General features: G+C 75.7%; 24 protein-coding genes and 1 tRNA gene. 11 read left to right on the forward strand and 14 right to left on the reverse strand.

Annotation, left to right across the window (positions count from 1 at the left end; genetic code table 11):
* Positions 1 to 103 precede the first annotated feature (103 nt).
* A complete protein-coding gene (locus ACI79F_RS14770) occupies positions 104 to 1,693 on the forward strand; it encodes a GMC family oxidoreductase (RefSeq protein WP_456545579.1) in 1,590 nt (529 codons plus the stop codon).
* A gap of 45 nt (positions 1,694 to 1,738) precedes the next feature.
* Here ACI79F_RS14770 and ACI79F_RS14775 read toward each other — a convergent pair whose 3' ends face one another.
* The gene (locus tag ACI79F_RS14775; RefSeq protein ID WP_456545578.1) at positions 1,739 to 2,128 is read right to left on the reverse strand and encodes a VOC family protein; all 390 of its coding nucleotides are present in this window, start codon (positions 2,126 to 2,128) and stop codon (positions 1,739 to 1,741) included.
* Entirely contained in the window at positions 2,125 to 2,421 is a 297-nt protein-coding gene (locus ACI79F_RS14780) for an ArsR/SmtB family transcription factor (RefSeq protein WP_456545577.1), read from the reverse strand. Before ACI79F_RS14780 ends, ACI79F_RS14775 begins: the two co-directional genes overlap by 4 nt.
* Before the next feature lie 342 nt (positions 2,422 to 2,763).
* Here ACI79F_RS14780 and ACI79F_RS14785 point away from each other — a divergent pair, with 342 nt between their 5' ends.
* The 3 genes from ACI79F_RS14785 to mscL all read left to right on the forward strand — a co-directional run bounded on the left by ACI79F_RS14785 (position 2,764) and on the right by mscL (position 4,310).
* Complete coding sequence (locus tag ACI79F_RS14785; RefSeq protein ID WP_456545576.1) at positions 2,764 to 3,117, forward strand: FmdB family zinc ribbon protein; 354 nt, start codon at positions 2,764 to 2,766, stop codon at positions 3,115 to 3,117.
* Between the two features lie 91 nt (positions 3,118 to 3,208).
* Complete coding sequence (cpaB, locus tag ACI79F_RS14790; RefSeq protein ID WP_456545575.1) at positions 3,209 to 3,820, forward strand: Flp pilus assembly protein CpaB; 612 nt, start codon at positions 3,209 to 3,211, stop codon at positions 3,818 to 3,820.
* Between the two features lie 52 nt (positions 3,821 to 3,872).
* Entirely contained in the window at positions 3,873 to 4,310 is a 438-nt protein-coding gene (gene mscL, locus ACI79F_RS14795) for a large conductance mechanosensitive channel protein MscL (protein ID WP_456545574.1), read from the forward strand.
* 4 nt (positions 4,311 to 4,314) lie between these two features.
* Here mscL and ACI79F_RS14800 read toward each other — a convergent pair whose 3' ends face one another.
* Positions 4,315 to 5,019: a YbaK/EbsC family protein gene (locus ACI79F_RS14800; protein ID WP_456545573.1), complete on the reverse strand. Its 705-nt coding sequence runs from the start codon at positions 5,017 to 5,019 to the stop codon at positions 4,315 to 4,317.
* A gap of 116 nt (positions 5,020 to 5,135) precedes the next feature.
* Here ACI79F_RS14800 and ACI79F_RS14805 point away from each other — a divergent pair, with 116 nt between their 5' ends.
* Genes ACI79F_RS14805 through ACI79F_RS14815 form a run of 3 tightly spaced genes read left to right on the forward strand, consistent with a single transcriptional unit; the run spans position 5,136 to position 6,753 of the window.
* Positions 5,136 to 5,498, forward strand: a complete 363-nt coding sequence (locus ACI79F_RS14805; protein ID WP_456545572.1) for a VOC family protein — start codon at positions 5,136 to 5,138, stop codon at positions 5,496 to 5,498.
* The gene (locus tag ACI79F_RS14810) at positions 5,495 to 5,914 is read left to right on the forward strand and encodes a PaaI family thioesterase (protein ID WP_456545571.1); all 420 of its coding nucleotides are present in this window, start codon (positions 5,495 to 5,497) and stop codon (positions 5,912 to 5,914) included. The genes ACI79F_RS14805 and ACI79F_RS14810 overlap by 4 nt, the downstream gene beginning before the upstream one ends.
* A gap of 32 nt (positions 5,915 to 5,946) precedes the next feature.
* Complete coding sequence (locus ACI79F_RS14815) at positions 5,947 to 6,753, forward strand: phosphotransferase family protein (protein WP_456545570.1); 807 nt, start codon at positions 5,947 to 5,949, stop codon at positions 6,751 to 6,753.
* A gap of 17 nt (positions 6,754 to 6,770) precedes the next feature.
* Here the strand turns inward: ACI79F_RS14815 and ACI79F_RS14820 are convergent, their stop codons facing one another.
* From ACI79F_RS14820 to ACI79F_RS14835, 4 genes are read right to left on the reverse strand one after another with little or no spacing between them, the layout of a single operon-like run.
* Complete coding sequence (locus ACI79F_RS14820) at positions 6,771 to 7,691, reverse strand: MSMEG_6728 family protein (protein ID WP_456545569.1); 921 nt, start codon at positions 7,689 to 7,691, stop codon at positions 6,771 to 6,773.
* Between the two features lie 57 nt (positions 7,692 to 7,748).
* Entirely contained in the window at positions 7,749 to 8,060 is a 312-nt protein-coding gene (locus tag ACI79F_RS14825) for a biopolymer transporter Tol (RefSeq protein WP_456545568.1), read from the reverse strand.
* The gene (locus ACI79F_RS14830) at positions 8,057 to 8,914 is read right to left on the reverse strand and encodes an NAD-dependent protein deacetylase (RefSeq protein WP_456545567.1); all 858 of its coding nucleotides are present in this window, start codon (positions 8,912 to 8,914) and stop codon (positions 8,057 to 8,059) included. Before ACI79F_RS14830 ends, ACI79F_RS14825 begins: the two co-directional genes overlap by 4 nt.
* Positions 8,915 to 8,965: 51 nt before the next feature.
* The gene (locus ACI79F_RS14835; RefSeq protein ID WP_456545566.1) at positions 8,966 to 9,367 is read right to left on the reverse strand and encodes a DUF2695 domain-containing protein; all 402 of its coding nucleotides are present in this window, start codon (positions 9,365 to 9,367) and stop codon (positions 8,966 to 8,968) included.
* A 169-nt stretch (positions 9,368 to 9,536) separates the two neighbouring features.
* On the opposite strand from ACI79F_RS14835, the gene ACI79F_RS14840 reads away from it, so the two are divergent.
* Positions 9,537 to 10,325 (forward strand): alpha/beta fold hydrolase, encoded by a 789-nt coding sequence (locus ACI79F_RS14840; protein WP_456545565.1) that lies wholly within the window; start codon positions 9,537 to 9,539, stop codon positions 10,323 to 10,325.
* A gap of 16 nt (positions 10,326 to 10,341) precedes the next feature.
* On the opposite strand, the gene ACI79F_RS14845 is transcribed toward ACI79F_RS14840, so the two are convergent.
* On the reverse strand, positions 10,342 to 10,791 hold the full coding sequence (locus ACI79F_RS14845) for an SRPBCC family protein (protein WP_456545564.1): 450 nt from the start codon (positions 10,789 to 10,791) through the stop codon (positions 10,342 to 10,344).
* Positions 10,792 to 10,834: 43 nt separating this feature from the next.
* Positions 10,835 to 11,212, reverse strand: a complete 378-nt coding sequence (locus tag ACI79F_RS14850) for a hypothetical protein (RefSeq protein ID WP_456545563.1) — start codon at positions 11,210 to 11,212, stop codon at positions 10,835 to 10,837.
* Positions 11,213 to 11,392: 180 nt separating this feature from the next.
* Here ACI79F_RS14850 and ACI79F_RS14855 point away from each other — a divergent pair, with 180 nt between their 5' ends.
* From ACI79F_RS14855 to ACI79F_RS14865, 3 genes are all read left to right on the forward strand, one after another.
* A complete protein-coding gene (locus ACI79F_RS14855) occupies positions 11,393 to 11,776 on the forward strand; it encodes a metallophosphoesterase (protein ID WP_456545562.1) in 384 nt (127 codons plus the stop codon).
* A gap of 54 nt (positions 11,777 to 11,830) precedes the next feature.
* Positions 11,831 to 13,333 (forward strand): PKD domain-containing protein, encoded by a 1,503-nt coding sequence (locus tag ACI79F_RS14860; RefSeq protein WP_456545657.1) that lies wholly within the window; start codon positions 11,831 to 11,833, stop codon positions 13,331 to 13,333.
* 64 nt (positions 13,334 to 13,397) lie between these two features.
* Positions 13,398 to 13,470, forward strand: a tRNA-Arg gene (locus ACI79F_RS14865).
* Between the two features lie 60 nt (positions 13,471 to 13,530).
* Here the strand turns inward: ACI79F_RS14865 and ACI79F_RS14870 are convergent.
* From ACI79F_RS14870 to ACI79F_RS14890, 5 genes are read right to left on the reverse strand one after another with little or no spacing between them, the layout of a single operon-like run.
* Positions 13,531 to 14,391, reverse strand: coding sequence for an ABC transporter permease subunit (locus ACI79F_RS14870; RefSeq protein ID WP_456545561.1), 861 nt, complete (start codon positions 14,389 to 14,391; stop codon positions 13,531 to 13,533).
* Positions 14,388 to 15,332, reverse strand: a complete 945-nt coding sequence (locus ACI79F_RS14875) for an ABC transporter ATP-binding protein (protein ID WP_456545560.1) — start codon at positions 15,330 to 15,332, stop codon at positions 14,388 to 14,390. Before ACI79F_RS14875 ends, ACI79F_RS14870 begins: the two co-directional genes overlap by 4 nt.
* Positions 15,329 to 16,357: an NAD(P)-dependent alcohol dehydrogenase gene (locus tag ACI79F_RS14880; protein WP_456545559.1), complete on the reverse strand. Its 1,029-nt coding sequence runs from the start codon at positions 16,355 to 16,357 to the stop codon at positions 15,329 to 15,331. The genes ACI79F_RS14875 and ACI79F_RS14880 overlap by 4 nt, the downstream gene beginning before the upstream one ends.
* Positions 16,354 to 17,100 (reverse strand): DUF4386 domain-containing protein, encoded by a 747-nt coding sequence (locus ACI79F_RS14885; RefSeq protein ID WP_456545558.1) that lies wholly within the window; start codon positions 17,098 to 17,100, stop codon positions 16,354 to 16,356. The genes ACI79F_RS14880 and ACI79F_RS14885 overlap by 4 nt, the downstream gene beginning before the upstream one ends.
* Positions 17,097 to 17,381 carry a hypothetical protein gene (locus ACI79F_RS14890; protein ID WP_456545557.1) on the reverse strand — a complete coding sequence of 95 codons (285 nt, stop codon included), beginning with the start codon at positions 17,379 to 17,381 and terminating at the stop codon, positions 17,097 to 17,099. The genes ACI79F_RS14885 and ACI79F_RS14890 overlap by 4 nt, the downstream gene beginning before the upstream one ends.
* Positions 17,382 to 17,416: the final 35 nt, after the last annotated feature.

A 17,416-nucleotide genomic window follows, 5' to 3' on the forward strand; every position in this document is an offset into this window, starting at 1 on the left:
ACGGCCGGCGCGGGCCGGTGGATCACCCCGGCGTCGCTCTACATCAGTTCGATGATCGTAGAAGGTTCGATGTCCCGTTCGTCCCCCGGGAGGGTGCTCGTCCATGAGTGGCTACGACTACGTCATCGTGGGGGCCGGGTCGGCCGGCTGCGTGCTGGCCAACCGGCTCAGCGCGGACCCGGGGACGTCGGTCCTGCTCGTCGAGGCGGGAGGCGGCGACCGCAACCCCTGGGTGCACGTGCCCAAGGGGCTGGCCTTCCTCGGTCCGGACAAGATGTGGATCAACCCCACCGTGCCGTTCGGCCCGCGGCAGCAGACCGAGTACTGGACCCGCGGCAAGATGATCGGCGGCTCCAGCTCGGTCAACGGCATGGTCTACAACCGCGGCTCGCAGGCCGACTTCGACAACCTGGTCGAGCTGGGCAACCCCGGCTGGGGCTGGGACGAGATCCTCCCGATCTACAAGCGGATGGAGGACCACAACCTCGGCTCCTCGCCGATGCGCGGCGAGGGCGGGCCGCTGGGCGTCACGGTGCGCACGAGGCCCGAGGAGCTCAGCGAGATGCTGATGGACGCCTACGGGGCGATCGGCGTCAAGCGCACCGACGACGTCAACTCCTCCGACGAGGAGCGCATCGGCTACACCCCGGGCAGCATCAGGCGCGGCCTGCGACAGAGCGCGGCCAAGGCGTTCCTGCACCCGGTGGAGAAGCGGCCCAACCTCACCGTGCGCAGCGGCGTGCAGGTGACGGAGGTGCTGTTCGAGGGCGACCGGGCGGTGGGCGTCAGCGCCCGGGCCGACGGCGCCACCACGGAGTTCCGGGCCCGCAGGGAGGTCATCCTCTCCGCCGGCAACCTGGGCTCCCCGCAGCTGCTGCAGCTCTCCGGCATCGGCCCCCGCTCGGTGCTGACCGAGGCCGGCGTCGAGGTGCGGGTCGACAGCCCGCAGGTCGGCGAGGGCCTGCGCGAGCACCGCTGCTTCCCGCTGCAGGTCCGGATCACGGACAACATCGGCTACAACAAGGTGCTCGCCAGCGTCGTCCGGCAGGGCGTCACCGGCGCGAGGTACCTGATCGACCGGCAGGGCCCGATCGGCACCCCTGCCTACGAGATGCTGGCCTTCTTCCGGGCGACCGAGTCGGCCACGCGCCCCGACGCGCAGGTGCTGGTCACGCCGTTCACGATGGGCTGGGCGCCGACCAAGTTCGCCGTGGAGAACCGCCCCGGCTTCTCCATGCTCGGGTTCGCGCTGCGGCCGACCAGCCTCGGCTCGGCGCACATCGTCTCGGACGACCCGGACATGCCGCTCCGCCTGGACCCCGGCTACCTGCGCACCGACCACGACCGCGAGGTGTCGGTCGGCATGTTCCGGCGGATGCGCGAGGTGCTCCAGCAGTCCCCGATCGCCGACAAGGTGGCGATGGAGATCCAGCCCGGCGCGGTGGTGAAGAGCGACGAGGACGTCCTGGAGTCCGGCTTCCTCCACGGCGGCCCCGGCTACCACGCCTCGGGCGCCTGCGCGATGGGCCCGGACGACTCCGACGTCGTCGACAGCCGGCTGCGGGTGCGCGGCGTCCAGGGCCTGCGGGTCATCGACACGTCGGTCCTCCCGGCGATGATCTCGGGCAACCTGAACGCCCCGATGATGGCGATGGCCTGGCGCGCCGCCGACTTCGTGCTCGAGGACGCCTGACCGGCGCGGCCGCCCGCCCGGGACCGGGCGGGCGGCCGGCGCCGGCTACTTCATCGTGGCGAGCTGGACGAGGTTGCCGCAGGTGTCGTCGAGGACGGCGACGACGACCGGGCCGTAGTCGGTGGCCTCCTGGGTGAACTGCACGCCCAGCCCCTTGAGCCGCTCGACCTCGGCGTACACGTCGTCGACGGCGAACTGGGTGAACGGGACGCCGTCGGCCACCAGCGCCTCCTTGAACGGGCGGGCCGCCGGGTGCCCGTCGGGCTCCAGCAGCAGCTCGACGCCGTCCGGGTCGGCGGGCGAGACGACCGTGAGCCACCGGGCCTCGCCGGCGGGCACGTCGGTCTTCTTCGTGAAGCCCAGCTTCTCGGTGTAGAAGGCGAGCGCCTTGGCCTGGTCGTCGACGAACACGCTGGTCACGTTGATCCGGATCACGGGCTGGGTGCCTCCCTGTCGAGGGGCCACCGTTCGACGATCGCCCGCAGCGGGCCCGTGTCGAGGTGGTGGAACTTGTACCGGCCCTGCCGCCGGGTGTGCACGAGACCGGCCTGCTCGAGCACCGCCAGGTGCTGCGAGACGGCCTGGCGCGAGGAGGCCAGGCCGTGCTTCATCGCCAGCCGGCCGCAGATCTCGAACAGCGTCTGGCCGTCCCTGTCGGTCAGCTCGTCGAGGATGATGCGTCGCGTCGCGTCGCCGAGGGCCCGGAACAGGTCGGGATCGGCGTCCACGGCACCGTTATAGGCAAGTCAGGACTTGCCTGTCAACGGGTGCCGGCTGGACGACGGCGACGGAGGCCGGCACCAGCACGCCGGCGAGCTGGACCGGGGTGAGGAACTCCCCGAGGACGAGCGCCGCCGGCGCGGTGGTCACGACGGGCTCGGAGGTGGACGAGCCCCGGCGCTCGACACCTCCCTGGCCGCGGTCACCGACCGGGTCCGCCGGCTGGACAGCGGGCCGGTGACCGGGGCGGTGATGGACGGACGGCGCGAGAGAGCGCATCATTGGCAGTCGCCGGGTGAGAGTGCCAACCCGGTACAGCCGAACTCCCGCCCCACCAGGAGCATCCCGCCGTGCCGACCTACCAGTACGCCTGCACCAACCCCGACGGCAAGCACCAGTTCGAGGTCGTGCAGTCCTTCACCGACGCGCCCGTCAGCGAGTGCCCCGAGTGCGGCGCCCCGGTGCGCAAGGTCTACGGCTCGGTCGGCGTCGTGTTCAAGGGCTCGGGCTTCTACCGCACCGACAGCCGGAAGAGCGCGTCGTCGAGCGAGTCCTCGTCGTCCTCGTCCGGGTCCTCGTCCGGGTCCTCGGGGTCGGACGGCGGCAGCGCCAAGAAGGAGCCGGCGAGCAGCTCGTCGTCGTCCTCGTCCTCCTCGTCCTCCTCGTCCTCCGGCAGCGGCGCCAAGGCGGCCAGCGCCGGCTGAGCCCGGCAGCCGCCGTCCACAGGCGGCGCGCCCGTCCACACCTCGGCGGCCGGTCCCCTCCCCCGGGGGCCGGCCGCGCATCGTCGGGGGCATGGTCCGTCTGCGCCGCCCCCGATCGGTCGTCCACCTGCTGCGCCAGTGCCTGGCCGGGCTGCTCGCCGCCGGCGCGCTCGTGCTCGCGCTGCGACCGGAACCGGGGCCGCCGCCCGGGGAGGACCCCGCCGTCGCGGTGGTGACCGCGGCGGCCGACCTGCCGGCCGGGAGGGTGCTGACCCTCGCGGACCTGGCGGTCGCCCGGTGGCCGGCCGCGCCGGGCGGCGCGGCCGGCGCGCCCGAGGACCTCGTGGGCCGCACGCTGGCCGGCGCCGTCCGGGCCGGTGAGCCGGTCACCGACGTCCGCCTGGTCGGCTCGGGCCTGACGTCGCTGCTGCCGGCCGGCACGGTCGCGGCGCCGGTGCGGCCGGCCGACGCCGCGGTGGGGGCGCTGCCGCGGGCCGGGGACCGGGTCGACGTCCTGGCGACGACCGACGGCGAGCCCCGGGCCCGGCTGGTCGCCGCCGGCGCGCTGGTCCTGCTGGCCGCCCCGCCCGCCGACGACCCGGGCGCCGGGCTGCTGCTGCTCGCCGTGGACGCCGGCACGGCCGCCGATCTCGCCGCCGCGGCGACGACGGCCACCCTCACCCTCAGCCTGCCGCCCCCGTGACCCGGCGTGCCCGGGTGGACGCGCACGGCGACGCTGTGGACCAATGGGCGCCATGCTGAAGGGATTCAAGGACTTCCTGCTGCGCGGAAACGTCGTGGACCTCGCGGTGGCGGTGGTCATCGGGGCGGCGTTCACTGCGGTGGTCACCGCGTTCACCGACTCGTTCCTCACGCCGCTCATCGCGGTGTTCGGCGGCGGCGGGGAGCTGGGCGGGACGTTCACGATCCGCGGCCAGGTCTTCGACTACGGCGCGTTCATCAGCCAGGTGATCACCTTCGTGATCACCGCCGCGGTCGTCTACTTCCTCGTGGTGCTGCCGCTGAAGAAGATCATCGAGCGGCGCAAGCAGGGCGAGGAGGCCGGCCCGGTCGCCCCGACCCAGGTGGAGCTGCTGGCCGAGATCCGCGACCTCCTGCGCGCGCAGCAGGGCCTGGGCCCCGGGGTCGACCACGTCGGCCCGGGCACGACGGTGCTGCCCGGCCAGCTCTGAGCCGTCAGTCGCTGCCCCAGTGGGGCGGGCGGTCCTCCAGGTACCGGCGCTCGTCGTCGCGGGGGTCGGCGGGCCGCTCGCCCCAGCCGAGGTCGCGGTCGTCGGGCGCCCGCTCGGCCGCCGCGACCGGCCCGGCCGGCCGCGGCTGCTCCTCCGGCAGCGGCTGACCCAGGCCCTCGACCACCTCGGCGCCGGGCAGGGTGGCCAGCACCGCGCCGGGGACGGCGAGCTTGCTCCCGCGGGTCCCCGAGCCGACGACCAGCAGGTCACCGGCGGCCACCGCGGCGTCCACCAGCACCGGCCAGCCGGCGGGCAGCCCGACCGGGGTGATGCCGCCGTAGGCCATGCCGCTCTCGGCGACGGCGACGTCCTGCGGCGCGAACGACGCCTTGCGGGCGCCGAGGTGGCGCCGCACCAGGCCGTTGACGTCCGCCCGGGTGGTGGCCAGGACCAGGCAGGCCGCGAGGGTGGTCTGCCCCGCCCGCCGGGCCGCGACGACCACGCAGTTGGCCGACGCGGTCAGCGGCACGTCGTAGGCCTCGCTGAACGCCGCGGTGTCGGCGAGGTCCTCGTCGATGGCGGCCACCCAGGCGGCGCCGCCGAGCGCCGGCAGCGCCGCGGCGACCGGCGCGCCGAGCAGCTCGGGGCGCTCGGCCGCGGGCAGCCAGGTCAGCGAGCCGAGGCGGGGGGCGGAGGCGGGGTCGGGCACGGGTCCGATCCTGCGGCATCCGCCGGCGGGCCCGCAGGCCGGTCCGGCCGGATCGCTGCGCTCCCTGGCCGGATCCCGGCTGGGCGGGCGTCATCGGCGCCGCCAGGATGGGGGTCATGATCGGTCAGCTGCACTCCGTCGTGATCGACGCGCCCGACGCGCACGCCCTCGCCACCTTCTACGCCGAGCTGCTCGGGATGGAGGTGAGCAAGGGCGGCCCGGGCGACGACTGGGTGGTCGTCACCGGGCAGGGGCACCGGCTGGCCTTCCAGCAGGCGCCGGACCTGCAGCCGCCCGACTGGCCGGACCCCGACCGGCCGCAGCAGTTCCACCTCGACGTCTTCGTGACCGACGTCGACGAGGCCGAGCCGAAGGTGCTCGCCCTCGGCGCCCGCAAGCTGCCCGGCGGCGGCGGGGACTTCCGCGTCTACGCCGACCCGGTCGGCCACCCCTTCTGCCTGGTCTGGGACGCCGTGTGAGCGCGGAGCTGCCGCCGGTCGACCTCCTCTCGGCCAGCCCGTTCGTCGCGGCGACCGCCTTCGACGTCACCGAGGCCACCGGCACCCGGGTCACCGGCACCGTCGAGACCGGCCCGCAGCAGCACACGCCCTGGGGTGTGGTCCACGGCGGGCTGTACTGCGCGGTGATCGAGTCCGCGGCCAGCATCGGGGCCAGTGCCGCCGTCGCCGACCGCGGCCAGTTCGCCGTCGGGGTCAACAACAACACCGACTTCGTCCGGCCGATGACCGCCGGCCGGCTGGACGTCGTCGCCGAGCCGGTCCAGCAGGGCCGGACGCTGCAGCTGTGGCAGGTCGTGCTCACCCGCGCCGAGGACGGCAAGCTCGTCGCCCGCAGTCAGGTGCGGCTCCAGAACGTGCCCCTGCCCGCGGCGTGACCGCGGCGGCCGCGGTCGCCGCCGCTCGGGCCGTGGCCGCCGCCGCGGGTGTGCCCTCCACCGAGCCGCGGGTGCTGGCCGACGGCGTCAACGTCGTCGTCCACCTGGGCCCGGCACCGCTGGTGGCGCGGGTCGCGACGGTGACGGCGGACCTGCGGCCCGACCCCGCCGGACCCTTCGGCCGGGAGGTGGCCCTGGCCGGCGCGCTCGCGGCGGCCGGGGCGGCCGTGGTGCCGCCGAGCGACCTCGTGCCGGCGGGACCGCACGTGCGCGACGGGCTCGTCCTCTCCTTCTGGCGGTGGGTCGAGGTGCGCCCTGAGCGGCCGGGCCCGGCGGAGGTGGCCCGGGCGCTGGCCGCGCTGCGCGAGCACCTGGACGCCGTTCCGCCGCCCGCCGGGGAGCCGCTGGACCGACCGCTGGAGGACCTCACCGCCTTCGCCGCGGACGGCGGCCGGTGGGGTGCCTCGGCCGCGCAGCTCGGGCGGCTGCGGGACCGGCTGGCGGAGCTGCGGCCGCGGCTGGCCGGCCCCGCGACGGCGCTGCACGGCGACGCCCACCCGGGCAACCTCCTGGCCACCGCGGACGGGTGGCGGTGGACCGACCTCGAGGACACCTGCCCCGGTCCGCCGGCGTGGGACCTCGCCTGCCTGCGGCTCACGAGCCGGCTCGACGGCCGGGCGGCGCTGGACGCCCTCCCCGGCGCCCCCTCCGACGCCGACCTGGCGCCCTGGCTGGAGCTGCGGCGGATGCACGCCGCCGTCTGGACCGCGGTCCTGGCCGTGCACCGGCCTGCCCACCGCGCCGCGGCGCGGGAGCGGCTGACCGCCGAGTTCGGCTGAGGCCCGGGCGCCGGCGGTCAGGCGCCGGGCACGTGCGCCGGGTCGAGGACGACGGAGAACAGTGCCCGCGGGTCCTGCAGGGTGGCCGGCGGCCGGGCGGCGGCGCGCGGGACGACGCGGTCCCAGCGGGCCGGCCGCCGGTGCGGCAGCAGCTCCCGGCCCTCGAACAGGTAACCGCCGACGACCTCGCCGAGCAGCAGCCCGGCCCCGTGCTCGACCGGGAGCCCCACCAGGTCGCCGGGCGCCATCTCGTCGAGGAGCGCCGACAGCTGGCGCAGGTCCTTGGCCGGCCGCCGGCCGGACAGCTCCTTGGACAGCGCCCGCAGCTCCGCCGGGGTGAGGCCGGTGGCGTCGACGTCGATGCCCGACTGGGTGCCCAGCCCGACGACGCCGGCTGCCAGGCAGGCGCCGAGCTCGTTGTGCGACCGCGGCCGCACCACCCACACCCGCACACCGTCGGGCTCGGGCGCGGGCGGGAGGTCGTCGGGCTCGGGCCAGACGTAGGGCAGGTCGTCGGGCTCGGGACCGAACCGCTCGGCGAACAGCGGCCGGTAGAAGTCCGGCTCCTTGGCCAGCAGGTTGGACCGGTGGGACAGGTGCAGCGCCGGGTCGCCCAGCCACGAGGGCAGCAGGCCCGCCCGCTGCAGCTCCTCCTGGGGCGCGTCGACCACCTCGGGGGCGAACTCGCCGATCAGCGTGTAGGTGCTGTCGGCGAAGCCGCGCTCCCGCCAGATGCGCACCATCGCCAGGCCGTAGGCGACCAGCGCGGGCGTGCGGCCGCGCCACATCCGGACCACCGGGTGGGACACCCACCCGTAGTCGGGCAGCTCCAGCGCCCGCAGCACCTGGAGGGTCTCGACGCGCTGCTTGCCCAGCCGAGGCGAGTCCAGCAGCCGCGCGCTCTCCGCGAAGTCGGCCACCGGCAGGAAGGTCTGCATCGCCGTCGATCCTCGCCGAGGGCGGGCCGTCGCGCCCGGTCAGCGGCGCGGCGGCCCTCAGCGGTCGGCGTCGAGCTCGCGCAGCGCCGCCTCCCACCGGGCCCGGCGCGCGTCGTCGTCCTGCTCCCACCAGACCTCGCCGCGCTCCCCCAGCCCGGTCTTGGCCAGCTGCACGCGGGCGCGGGCGGCGGCCAGCGCGACCGGGTCGTCCGACCGGCCGGCGCCGCGCACCGCGGCCCGCGCCACCCCCAGGTGGTGCAGCAGCCGGGCCCGCACGTCGTCGGGCAGCGCCGGGTCGGCGGCCCGCCAGCGACGCCCGTCGACGACGATCCACCGGCCGTCGTCGGTGCGGCCGACCTCGCGGGTCACGCGAGCCGGGCGACCAGCGCGGGCAGCACCTCACCGAGCGGGGCGTCGACCTTGACGTCGACCTTCGCGTCCCCGCGGGTCGCGCCGAGGTTGACCACGCCGACCGGGATACCGAGCTCGGCCGCCCGCAGCACGAACCGGTAGCCGCTCATCACCGTCAGGGACGAGCCGAGGACCAGCAGGCTGCCCGAGTCCTCCAGCAGGCCGAAGCACCGGTCGACCCGGTCGCGCGGCACCGTCTCGCCGAAGAAGACGACGTCGGGCTTGAGCGGTCCCCCGCCGCAGACCAGGCAGTCGACCATGACGAACCCGTCGAGCACCTCGTCGGGCAGCTCGGCGTCGCCGTCGGGGTTGACCTCGTCCGCGCGCGGGCCGAAGTGCGGGTTGGCCGCCCGCAGCCGCTCGTCGAGCTCGGCCCGGGAGCCGAGGTCGCCGCACTGCAGGCAGATGGTGCGGTCCAGCCCGCCGTGCAGCTCCACCACGTCCCGGGCGCCGGCGGCCTGGTGCAGCCCGTCGACGTTCTGCGTGACGACGCCGCTGAGCAGCCCGGCGGCCTGCAGGTCGGCGACCGCGCGGTGCCCGGCGTTCGGCCGGGCCGCCCGCATCTGCCGCCAGCCGACGAAGCTGCGCGCCCAGTAGCGGTGGCGGCCGCGGGGGTCGCGGCGGAAGGTCTGCCACGTCATCGGGCTGTGCCGGCGCAGCGAGCCGGTGGCGCCTCGGTAGTCCGGGATCCCCGAATCGGTCGACAGGCCGGCCCCGGAGAGCACCATGACGTCGCCGTCGGCCACCAGCTCGGCCAGGTCTCCCAGGCCGGGGACGACGGTCTCCTCGGCGGCGGGCAGCGCGGGGGTCACCGGCCCATGGTCCCCCGCCGGACCGGCTCGTGCCGGAGCGTGCGGCGACCGTCACCACCACCCCGGCCGCCGGTCCCGCCGGCGCGCGACCCAGTGCGCGCAGGGCTGCGACGACCGTGGGCCGACCCCCGCGCACTCCGGCCGTGGCCGCGGCCAGCCGGGCTCGCCCTGCTCGTCGGGCACCTGGAGGTCCGGCCGGAGGTCCCAGCCGTTGAGGAAGACCTCGCAGTCGCAGTGGCCGCCGCGGGCGCCGAGCCGCCGCTCCAGCCCCGTTGCCCGGGGCAGGCGCAGGTCGCGCCAGCGCCGGGCCCACCGCAGGGTGGTTGCGCAGCCGAAGGCGTCGAGCATGCGGTCGACGAAGCAGAACACGCACTCGCCGGCTCGCGGCGTGGTGAGGGAGACCTGCAGCGCGGCGAGGTGCCGCTCGATCTCGTCGGGTGTCGTGGCGTCCACGGGGTCCTCCACATCGGTCGGGGACCGCACGACACCGCGGGGGTCGGACAGCGCGGCACCGGACCTCCCCAGCGGTCCCCGTCGTCCACAGATCCGCCGGACCGCTGGACGGACCGGCCGTGGCGTGCCTCACCGCCTGCCCGCTGCCGCAGCCGGGTACCGGAGGCCGGTGACCGCACCGCTCTCCGTGGCCCGCTCCGGCGGCGGCGACCCGCTGCTCCTGCTGCACGGCATGGGCAGCTCGCGCCGGGACTTCACCGCCGTCCTGCCCGCCCTGTCGGCGTCCTTCGCCGTGCTGAACGCCGACCTCCCCGGGGTGGGCCGCTCCCCGGCGCTGGACCGCCGGCCGACCGTCGCGGCCCTCACCGACGTCGTGGAGCGCACGCTCGACGCCGAGGGGGTCGCCACCGCCCACGTCCTGGGCAACTCCCTCGGCGCCCGGCTGGGGCTGGAGCTCGCCCGCCGCGGGCGGGCACGGTCCGTCGTCGCGATCGCCCCCTCGGGGCTGGACCTGCTCCCCGAGCGGCTGGTCCAGGGCACCGGCATGGCGGTGGCCCGGGTGGTGGCGCGGACGACGGCGCCGCTGGTCGAGCCGCTGTCCCGGTCGGCGCTGGGCCGCACGGCGCTGCTGGCCACGCTCAAGGCGCGGCCGTGGAGCGCCTCGGTCGAGGAGGGGATCGGCGCCCGCGAGGGGTTCGCGGACTCCCGCGACTACTGGCGGACGCTGCTGTGGGGGCTGCTGCTGGACGTCCCCCGCGGCATGGACCGCATCGACGTCCCCGTCACGCTGGTGCAGGGCGCCGCCGACTGGATCGCGTCGGGCCAGACGGTCCGCTACCTGCCGCTCGTGCCCGGCTCGCGGTTCCGGCCGCTGCTCGCCGCGGGCCACGCCCCGCAGTCCGACCGGCCCGGCACGATCGTCGAGCTGGTGGAGCGGACCGCGCGCCGGGCGGGCTGACCCGGGCGACCGGCGGTCAGCCCGCGGCGCCCAGCTCCCGCTCCAGCCGGCCGAGCAGGTCGGCGTACACCCGGCGCAGGCCCTTCGGCGCGAAGGTGCGCTCGAAGAAGCCGCCGATGCCGCCCGCGCCGTCCCACGTCGTGCGCACCCGGACGGTCGTGGCGTCCGCGCCGGCCGGGGCCACCGTCCAGGTGGTCACCATCGAGGAGCGGGTGTCGCGCTCGACCAGGGTGTCGGCGTCCGGCTGGGTCACCTCGACCAGCTGCTCGCGCACCCGCTTGGAGGTGGCGGCGAACCGCCACGCGACGCGGGTGCCCGCGCCCTGACCGCCGGACTCGACCCGGTAGTCGGAGAACTGCTCGGGCAGCGACCGCCGGCGGACGCCGGCGTAGTCGGCGAGCCCGGCCCGCACCCGGTCGACCGGGGCGTGCACGACGGATTCGGCGGTGGCGACGACCTGTCCCATGCCCGCCATCCTGCCGTCGTCCCACCCGCGGCCGCGGGGGTGGTCAGCCGCCGCCCTCCTCGGTGTTGAGGTATCCGCAGCGGAACCGCGCGCCGGCCATGGCCTCGGTGAACCGCGCCTCCCAGGCCGGGTCGTCGGCCGGGAACTCGGCGAACACCCGCTCCTCGAGGACGACGGGCAGCCCGTCGAGGCCGGTGCAGGAGCGGCGCAGCAGCACCCGCGTCCGCCCGTCGACCTCGTCGTGGGCCGGGGCCCAGCGGGCGGCGGCGACCGCCTCGGCCATCCGGGCCCGCTGCCGCGGCGGCAGGGCCGGCCGCTCCGCTCCCGCCAGCGACCACAGCCGGCGCTCGGGCCAGGTGACCCACACGATGACGAGCGCCAGCACGGCCACCAGGGCCACCGCTGCCACCACACCGGGCATGACCCGACGGTAGTGCGCCCCGCCGGTGGCGGCTGCATCCCGCGGCGCCGCCCGGCGGTGTGGTCGTCGTCCACCGATCGGGTGGACCCCGCGCGGCCGGTCGCGCTGCGTGATCTCCGGGCGCCGGGACGCCGTTACCGTCCCGCCGCGCGAGCCGCCCGGCCCGCACGGAGGTGCGCCATGCGCTCGCGGTCCCTGGTCCAGGTCCTGCTGCTCGCCCTGCTCGTCGGCCTGGTGGTCGGTGCGCCGACGGCTCAGGGCGCCGGCGAGCCGGGCGTCGTCCACGTGACCGCGGCCGGCGACTTCGGGGCGTCGGGGAACACGCGCGCCGTCCTCGCCGGGATGGCGGCCCAGCAGCCCGACCTCGCGCTGGCCCTGGGCGACCTGTCCTACGGCCTGACCGGGCAGGAGCAGTCCTGGTGCGACCTGGTCACCTCCTCGCTCGGCGCGGGGTTCCCCTTCGAGCTGCTGGCCGGCAACCACGAGAGCAACGGGCAAAACGGCAACATCAACGACTTCTCCGCCTGCCTGCCCAACCAGCTGCCGGGCCTGGTCGGCACCTAGGGGCGCCAGTACTTCGTCGACGTCCCGCAGGTCGACCCGATCGCCCGGTTCGTGATGATCTCCCCCGCCCTGCCGTTCCCGGACGGCACGTGGAGCTACGCCGCCGGCACCCCGCGGTACGCCTGGACCACCGCCGCGATCGACGGCGCCCGCGCCGAGGGCATCCCGTGGGTGGTCGTCGGCATCCACAAGCCGTGCCTGTCGCTCGGCGTCTACAGCTGCGAGATCGGCGGTGACCTGATGCAGCTGCTGGTGGACCGCCGGGTCGACCTGGTGCTGCACGGCCACGAGCACCTGTACCAGCGCACGCACCAGCTCGGCACGCGCACGGGCTGCGCCGCCGTCACCCCCGGGGTGTTCGACGCCGACTGCGTCGCCGACGCGGACGCCGACATGGCGCAGGGCGCCGGCACCGTCTTCGCCACCTCCGGCGCCGGCGGGCAGGAGCTGCGCAGCGTGAACACCGCCGATCCCGAGGCCGGCTTCTTCGCCGCCTCCTCGGGCAGCAACCGCAGCCCCTCCTACGGCTTCCTGGACCTGCGGATCACCGCCGACCAGCTCGCCGGGCGCTTCCTCCCGGTCTCCGGCGGCACGTTCACCGACTCCTTCACCATCCGCCGCGGCGAGGCCCCGCCCCCGCCGCCCAACGCCCGGCCGACGCCGTCCTTCACGTCCACGGCCGCCGGGCTCACCGTGGCGCTGGACGGCCGGGCCTCGACCGATCCCGACGGCACGGTGGCCGGGCACAGCTGGGACCTCGGCGACGGCACGGCCCCGGCCGTCGGGGCCCAGGTGCAGCACACCTACGCCGCCGCCGGCAGCTACCCGGTGACCCTGACGGTCACCGACGACGACGGCGCGACGGCCGTCCTCACCCGGACGGTCACCGTCGCGGCAGCGCCGCCCACCGGCGCGTTCGTCACCGACACGTTCGCCCGCACGGTCACCGGCGGGTGGGGCACCGCCGAGGTGGGCGGTGCCTGGACGACGTCGGGCACGACCGGCTACTCGGTCGGCTCCGGCGCCGCCGCGCTGGCCCTCACCCGGGCCGGCACGACGCGGTCCGCCTGGGTGGGACCGGCCCGCACCGACACCGACCTGCGGCTCACCCTCGCCGTCGACCGCGTGCCCACCGGCAACGGGGCCTACGTCGACGTCGTCGGCCGGCGGGTGGGCACCGACACCGAGTACCAGGCCCGGGTGGTGCTCCTGGCCGACGGCCGGGTCAACGTCTCGCTGCGTGCGCTCCGCGGCTCGGCGACGGCGTCGACCATCGCGGCGGGGACGACGCTGCCGGTGTCGGCGGTCTCCTACGCCGCCGGCACGCCGCTGAACGTGCGGCTGCAGGTGACCGGCACGAGCCCCACCCAGCTGCGGGTCAAGGTCTGGCGCGCCGACCAGCCCGAGCCGGCCGCCTGGCAGCTGTCGGCCACGGACAGCGGCGCCGGCCTGCAGGCCGGTGGCGCGGTCGGGGTCACCGCCTACCTCTCCAGCAGCGCCACGAACGCACCGGTGACGCTGCGGATCTCCCAGCTCGGCGCGCGGCCGGTCGGCTGAGCCGTCGACGTTCCGGGGAGTCCGCTCCGGGCCACCGACACGGCTGTGGGATCGTGACGGCCGCGCCCCCGTAGCTCAGGGGATAGAGCATCGGTTTCCTAAACCGTGTGTCGCAGGTTCGAATCCTGCCGGGGGCACCCTTCAGCGATGTCCGCGCCCAGGGCGTGGTCACCACAGGCGCGGACCGGGCGCCGGGCTCAGGCGTCGCGTCGGCGGAGCGCCAGCGCTCCCGCGACCAGCGGCACCAGGGCGTAGGCCGCGACGACCAGGATCCCGGTCGCGGGGGCCAGTTCGTCGCCGACGGCCGAGAGGGAGTCCTCACCGCCGCCGAGGAACGCCCCGGATGCCGGCAGCGGCAGGTAGTCGACGAGCACCTCGACCCAGTCCAGGGTGATGAACACCAGCACGGTGGGCAGCAGGAGCAGGACCGACAGCGCCACGGTGATGGCGCCGGCGCTGGAGCGCAGGAGCGTGCCCACGCCGAGTGCGAACAGCGCCGCGGCGACGAGGAAGTAGACGGTGCCGCCGAACACCTGCCAGGTCCGGGCCTCGTCCAGGGCGGGGACCATGTCGTGCTCGGACAGCAGCGGCATCGTCGCGACGTAGGACAGGGCGATCCCCAGCGTGGCGACCGCGACGGTCGCCACGGCCAGCACCGTGGCCTTCGCGGCCAGCACCGGCACGCGGGTGGGCACGGCCGCCAGGGTCGAGCGGATCATCCCGGTGGAGTACTCCCCCGTCATGAGCAGCGCGCCCAGCACCGCGACGGTGAGCATGCCGAGCTGGAAGCCGCCGGAGACGACCTCGGCGCCGCTCAGGGCCGCGAGCTCGGGCGCCGTCGTGGGGTCGGCGGCCATGGCGTCGAGGGAGGCGGCCACGGCCAGGGAGACGCCGGTCATCAGGAGCACCGTGGCGGCCAGCGTCCACCAGGTCGACCGCAGGGAGAGCAGCTTGGTGAGCTCGCCGCGGAGGACCCCCGGGAAGGTGGGGCGGGCCTGCACGGCGACACGGACGGCGGGGACCGGGACGGGTGCGGTGACGGCGACGGTCGTGCTCATCGGTTCTCCCCCTCCGGGGCGGACGGGCTGGTGGCGGCCAGGTCGGACCGGTACTCGACCGCGTCCTGGGTGAGGCTCATGTAGGCCTCCTCGAGGGTGGCGCTGCGCGGGCTGAGCTCGTGCAGCGCGATGCCGGAGGCGCAGGCGACCTCTCCCACGGTCTCGGCGTCGATGCCGCGCAGGTCGAGCGTCCCCGGCTCCGGGGAGGTGACGCTGATGCCGTCGCCCCGGACGAGCTCGGCCAGCTCGCCGGCGCGGGGACTGCGCACGCGGACGGCGGCACCGGAGACGGAGTCGATGACCTCCTGCACCGGGCCGGCGGCGATGATCCGCCCGCGGCCGATGACCAGCAGCTGGTCGGCCGTCTGGGCCATCTCGCTCATGAGGTGGGACGACAGGAAGACCGTCCGTCCCTCGTCGGCGAGGGAGCGCACGAGCCGGCGCACCCACTGGACCCCCTCGGGGTCCAGTCCGTTGACGGGCTCGTCGAGGACCAGCGTCCGCGGATCGGCGAGCATCGCCGAGGCGATGCCGAGGCGCTGGCCCATGCCGAGGGAGAACCCGCCGACCCGCTTGCCGGCGACGGTGCCCAGGCCGGTCATCTCGATGACCTCGTCCACCCGGGAGGACGGGATGTTGTGGGTGGCGGCCATGGTGCGCAGGTGGGAGCGGGCGCTGCGGCCGGGGTGCACGGCCTTGGCGTCCAGCAGCGCACCGGCCTCGCTCAGCGGGGAGCGGTGGGCGGCGTAGGGCCTGCCGTTGACGGTGACCGTCCCGGAGGTGGGCCGGTCCAGCCCCATGATCATCCGCATGGTGGTGGACTTGCCGGCGCCGTTGGGCCCGAGGAAGCCGGTGACCGAGCCGGGGGCGATCGTGAAGCTGATGCCGTCGACGGCGGTCGTGGAGCCGTAGCGCTTGGTGAGCTCGTGGGCCTCGATCATGGCGCTTCCTCTCGCGAGTGCTGCTGGAGGGACGAGGTCGTCGATCCGGGTCCACCGGGGACGCGGAGGACGACGTTGCCGCGCTTGTGGCCGGTGTCGACGTAGCGGTGCGCCTCGGCGACGTCGGCCAGGTCGAAGGCGCGGTCGACGACCGCCCGGTAGGCACCGGCCTCGGCCAGCTCGACGAGGGCCTCGAGATCGGCGGCGACGGGCTTGCCGCCGTCGGTGGCGATCCGGTGGCCGGTGCGCCGGCTGCGCAGGGGTGCCCGCAGGATCGCGGGCAGGTCGGCGATGACGAGCAGCAGCGCGCCACCGGGCCGGAGCAGGTGCCGGACCCGCTCGTAGGGGGCGTTGCCGACGCAGTCGACGATCACGTCGTAGCGGGCCGGACCGGCGGTGACGTCCTCGGTCGCGTAGTCGACCACCCGGTCGGCTCCGAGGGAGGTGACCAGGTCGCGGTTGGCCCCGCTGCAGACCGCGGTGACGTGCCCGCCGGCGTGCTCGGCCAGCTGCACCGCCGCGGTGCCGACCGCACCGGAGGCGCCGTTCACCAGCACCGTGGCACCGGGGACGAGGTGCGCCTGCTGCAGGAAGCGGCGGGCGGTGAGGCCGCCGAAGACGAGGGTGACGGCGTCCTCGAACGTCATGTCCGCGGGCTTGCGGGCGATCGCGCCGTCGGACCGGATCCGGGCGTACTCGGCGTGCCCGCCGAAGTCCGCCCCCAGCATCGCGATCACCTCGTCACCGGGCGCGAACCGGGTGACGTCGCGGCCGACGGCCTCGACGACACCGGCGGCGTCCATCCCGAGCACGCGGCGCTTGGGCCGCAGCAGTCCGATCCCGGTGGCGGCGAGCAGGCCGAGCCCGCGGGGCACCTCGCGGCTGCGGGCGCGGTGGTCGGCGGCGCTGACGGTGCTGGCGTGCACCCGGACGAGGACGTCGTCCGGGCCGACCGTCGGCCGTGGGACCTCCTCGACCTCGACGGTGTCCGGGCCGCCGAAGCGGCGGTAGACCGCGGCCCTCATCGCTGGTCCTGCCGGGCCTGCAGGGCGGCGACGGCGGCCGGCTTGAAGCCCTTGACGACGAGGTAGACGCCGAGGGAGAACTCCCACACCGCGATGGGGAGCACGCCGGCGAGCGAGGCGGGCGAGGTGCGGTCGTAGAGGTCGAAGAAGATCGCCAGGTCGGAGGCCAGCAGCAGCGGGGCGCCGATCAGGCCGATGGTCGGGAGGATCCGCGGCACGAGGCCGGAGCGGTACAGGACGGCGCCCAGGCAGAGGGCGTTGACGGCCGGCATGAGGCTCTGGCTGAGCAGGAACGTCCAGTCGTAGGTCGCGGACAGGGTGTGGCCGGCGGTGAGCAGGGACGCCGGGTCCGCGTCGGCGGTGCCGGCGACGTCCTGGCGCAGCGTGACCAGGGTGAGCACGCTGACGACGCCGACGATGATGAGGGCGCCTTCGACGACCCGGGAGGCGACGAACCCGAGCGCGGCGGTCTCGCTCTGCCGCCTCGCGACGCGGAACAGGACCACGGCGGTGCCGATGCCGGCCAGCGCGACGACGACCTCCGACAACGCCGCCCAGAGCACGCCGGCGTCGCTGCCGGCGCCGAGGACGAAGTCGTCCTCCTCACGCACGTCCTGGTACAGGGCGAGGGTCGGCACGGACACGAACGTGAGCAGGTAGAGGACCCCGGCGGCGAGCGAGGTCCGGCGCAACGGGTCTGCCGGGGGGCGGGTCACTGCCGTGCTGGACGCGGTGATGGTCATGGCGTCTCCCTCTCGGGCTGGCGGGACGTGGTGGTGTGCGTCGGATCCGCGTCGAGGCGGACGAGCGACAGCAGTGGCAGACCCAGGTCCCGCACCACCTGCAGGACGCCGTGCAGTGCGGCCTGGTCGAGGACCGTGCCGCGCAGGACGGTGGTGCCGTCGGGCTCGGTGTCGAGGGACAACCCGTCGAACGTGGCGGCCCACCGGGCGTCGAGGCGGCCCTCGAGCCGGATCTCGTAGCGCCGGGGGACGTCCGGACGACCTGTCGTCGATCTGCTCATCGCCTGCTCCCGCTTCTCCGGACGCGGGAAAGCTA

The organism is Blastococcus sp. SYSU D00868 (assembly GCF_054050575.1).

Excerpts from the sequence above, each read along its gene's own strand:
- ACI79F_RS14770 (WP_456545579.1), top strand. The coding sequence starts at position 104 with ATGAGTGGCTACGACTACGTCATCGTGGGGGCCGGGTCGGCCGGCTGC.
- cpaB (WP_456545575.1), top strand. The coding sequence starts at position 3,209 with ATGGTCCGTCTGCGCCGCCCCCGATCGGTCGTCCACCTGCTGCGCCAG.
- mscL (WP_456545574.1), top strand. The coding sequence starts at position 3,873 with ATGCTGAAGGGATTCAAGGACTTCCTGCTGCGCGGAAACGTCGTGGAC.
- ACI79F_RS14805 (WP_456545572.1), top strand. The coding sequence starts at position 5,136 with ATGATCGGTCAGCTGCACTCCGTCGTGATCGACGCGCCCGACGCGCAC.
- ACI79F_RS14820 (WP_456545569.1), bottom strand. The coding sequence starts at position 7,691 with ATGCAGACCTTCCTGCCGGTGGCCGACTTCGCGGAGAGCGCGCGGCTG.
- ACI79F_RS14845 (WP_456545564.1), bottom strand. The coding sequence starts at position 10,791 with ATGGGACAGGTCGTCGCCACCGCCGAATCCGTCGTGCACGCCCCGGTC.
- ACI79F_RS14850 (WP_456545563.1), bottom strand. The coding sequence starts at position 11,212 with ATGCCCGGTGTGGTGGCAGCGGTGGCCCTGGTGGCCGTGCTGGCGCTC.
- ACI79F_RS14855 (WP_456545562.1), top strand. The coding sequence starts at position 11,393 with ATGCGCTCGCGGTCCCTGGTCCAGGTCCTGCTGCTCGCCCTGCTCGTC.
- ACI79F_RS14860 (WP_456545657.1), top strand. The coding sequence starts at position 11,831 with ATGATCTCCCCCGCCCTGCCGTTCCCGGACGGCACGTGGAGCTACGCC.
- ACI79F_RS14870 (WP_456545561.1), bottom strand. The coding sequence starts at position 14,391 with ATGAGCACGACCGTCGCCGTCACCGCACCCGTCCCGGTCCCCGCCGTC.
- ACI79F_RS14875 (WP_456545560.1), bottom strand. The coding sequence starts at position 15,332 with ATGATCGAGGCCCACGAGCTCACCAAGCGCTACGGCTCCACGACCGCC.
- ACI79F_RS14880 (WP_456545559.1), bottom strand. The coding sequence starts at position 16,357 with ATGAGGGCCGCGGTCTACCGCCGCTTCGGCGGCCCGGACACCGTCGAG.
- ACI79F_RS14885 (WP_456545558.1), bottom strand. The coding sequence starts at position 17,100 with ATGACCATCACCGCGTCCAGCACGGCAGTGACCCGCCCCCCGGCAGAC.
- ACI79F_RS14890 (WP_456545557.1), bottom strand. The coding sequence starts at position 17,381 with ATGAGCAGATCGACGACAGGTCGTCCGGACGTCCCCCGGCGCTACGAG.